This is a genomic window from Sphingobium sp. DC-2, from assembly GCF_000722555.1.
Classification (GTDB): Bacteria; Pseudomonadota; Alphaproteobacteria; order Sphingomonadales; family Sphingomonadaceae; genus Sphingobium; species Sphingobium quisquiliarum.
Genome location: NZ_JNAC01000021.1, coordinates 1 through 2554, shown reverse-complemented (window position 1 = coordinate 2554; position 2554 = coordinate 1). Strand labels below are relative to the sequence as shown.

Below are 2554 nucleotides of genomic sequence, written 5' to 3'. Positions count from 1 at the left end.
TGTCAACGGCGGTCGGATTTTAGGCCAGCGCGGCGGAGTAAAAGCAGGCCAGTGAATGTGGCGCGGATGATATGCAAAGGGCCCCGATCGGGGCCCTTTGCATATTGGCCGTTTTTCTGCGGATCAGTCGGGCGTGGTGGCCTGGTTTTGCTCCGCCCCGGCGGTGCGGCGGCGGGCGGATTGCTTGAGCCGGTAGCTGTCGCCATTCATGGCCAGGATGCTGACATGGTGCGTGAGGCGATCAAGGAGCGCGCCAGTCAGCCGCTCAGAACCCAGAACCTGGGTCCAGTCCTCGAAAGGCAGGTTAGAGGTGACGATCGTGGAGCCGCGCTCGTAGCGCTGGGAGAAGGTTTCGAACAGCAATTCGGCCCCGGTCGGCGAGAGCGGCACATAGCCGAGTTCATCGACAATCAGCAGCTTCACGGCGGCCAGTTCGCGCTGCATCCTCAGGAGGCGCTTTTCGTCGCGGGCCTCCATCAACTGGTTCACCAGGGCCGCAGCGGTGGTGAACAGGACGCTGAAGCCCTTCTGGCAGGCGGCCAGTCCCAGGGCGAGCGCTACATGGGTTTTACCCGTCCCGCTGTTGCCCAGCGCAATGATGTTTTCCCGCCGCAGGATATACTCGCAGCGCGCCAGTTCGAGCACGAGCATCTTGTTGAGGCTGGGGATGGCGGTGAACTCGAAGGTGTCCAGGCTCTTGACCGCCGGGAACCGGGCGGCGCGGATACGGCGTTCGACGGTGCGCCGCTCCCGGTCGATGAGTTCCAGTTCGATAAGGCGCAGCAGATAGCGGGTATGATCCACGCCATCGCGTGCGCATTCCCGGGCCAGCTTCTCATATTCGCGCAGCACGGTGGGCAATTTGAGCTGCTTGAGGTGATGCGCCAGCAGCACCTGCGGTGTGCCCGCCGTCGTGCCAGTGGGCATCTTGTCTTCCCCGGCCCGGCTCATGCGGCCATCCCCGGCAGAAGGCTGGCATAGTCAGCAGCGCGCGTTGTCTTGACCTCCATCCTGGGCAGGTGCGGATAGGCTTCCAGGTCGAGCCGGGCCGGTCTACGCTCGATCCGCGCCAGTGCGATCTGCTTGACCGCATCGAAGCCGATTGCCCCGATGTGGATTGCCTCTTTCACCGCAAAGGTCACCACCTCCATCGGCATCGCCTCAAGCAGGCGTAGGACCTGGATGAACTCGCGCTTCCCCTTGTTGCCCATCCGAACCTCGAGAAGATGGCGCAGGTGCTGGAAGTCCTCCGGCAGATTCCAGTCCTTAAGCGCGGCTGCCTGATCGAGCGCGCCCGGCTTGGTCTCGATCAGGGCCAGATAGTGCAGCGGGTTTGCCACAAACATGGCTTCGCCATAGCAGCGCGGATGACGGGCGATCTCTTCACCGCCGCACAGGATGATAACCCGGTCGACGAAGCCCTTCACGACAACGTCTTGGAAGCCATAGCAGGTCGGCACCGAGTAATCGTTGGTCCGGTAGCGCACCAGCGCAGTCGAGGAGACGCGTGCGCCCTTGGTCTCGCATGGTTCGAACGTGCCGGCGGGCAGCGGGCGCAAAGCCGCCAGATCTGCCGCCAGGCGCTCCCCGATCGTCTCGGTGTGGCGTTCGGCTCGCTCGTCCTGCCGGGCCCGGCACCGTCGTTCCAGCTCTGCGTTGAAGTCGTCATAGGTCGCCGCGCGCGGGATCGGCACCATGAAGTGCGAGCGCGCATACTTCACCAGCCCTTCAACCTTCCCCTTGTCGTTGCCCTTGCCCGGGCGGCCAAAGCGATCGGCAAACAGGTGATGGCTGACCAGCCCGGTGAAGGCCTGGGTACGCTCGCGCTTGCCATCCCCGCAGATCTTGGCCACCGCGATCTTGGTGTTGTCGTACAGGATCGAGAGCGGTACCCCGCCAAAGAAGGCGAAGGCGCAAACATGCCCGTCCAGGAAGGCTTCCGTCGTCTCGGCAGGATAGGCCTTCACAAAGCAGGCATCGGATTGCGGAAGGTCCATGCAGAAGAAATGCACCTTCTGCCGCACACCGCCGATCACTCCCACCGCTTCGCCAAAGTCCACCTGGGCGTGCCCTGGCGGATGCGCCAGCGGCACGAAGGTCTCGCGGCTACGCACACGGCTCTGCCGAACGTAATCCTTCACCACCGTATAGCCGCCGCCGTAGCCATGTTCATCGCGCAACCGCTCAAAGATTCGTTTGGCCGTATGGCGTTGCTTGAGCGGCGCAACATAATCCTCAGCCAAAATCCGGTCGATCACCGGCAGCAACGATCCCAGCTTCGGCTTGGCGACAGGCTTGGAACGCGTGTAGCCCGGCGGCAGCGAGAAACGGCACATCTTCGCGATCGTCTCTCGGCTCAGGCCGAAAACCTTCGCTGCCTCCCGTTGGCTGTTCCCTTCGACAAACACAAAGCGGCGTACCGCTGCATAGCTCTCCACGGCAAACATCCCCGGCCGCTCCAAAAAGAGCAACCTTACCAATGGCTGGTTTTTACTCCGCCGCGCTCAGCAATTTGCCGGCGCTCCATTGGCCTGGTTTGTCACCGCCGTGCACA

2 protein-coding genes are annotated in these 2554 nt (G+C 63.0%); both read right to left on the bottom strand.

The genetic code is table 11. The features are described 5' to 3' along the window. Positions 1 to 123: 123 nt before the first annotated feature. Positions 124 to 927: an IS21-like element helper ATPase IstB gene (gene istB, locus ET21_RS0102915; protein WP_030538513.1), complete on the bottom strand. Its 804-nt coding sequence runs from the start codon at positions 925 to 927 to the stop codon at positions 124 to 126. A gap of 20 nt (positions 928 to 947) precedes the next feature. After that, positions 948 to 2447, bottom strand: a complete 1500-nt coding sequence (gene istA / locus ET21_RS0102910; RefSeq protein WP_030538512.1) for an IS21 family transposase — start codon at positions 2445 to 2447, stop codon at positions 948 to 950. Positions 2448 to 2554: the final 107 nt, after the last annotated feature.

Bases quoted from the DNA above. Each gene is read 5' to 3' on its own strand.
- istA (WP_030538512.1), bottom strand. From the start codon at position 2,447: ATGTTTGCCGTGGAGAGCTATGCAGCGGTACGCCGCTTTGTGTTTGTC.
- istB (WP_030538513.1), bottom strand. From the start codon at position 927: ATGCCCACTGGCACGACGGCGGGCACACCGCAGGTGCTGCTGGCGCAT.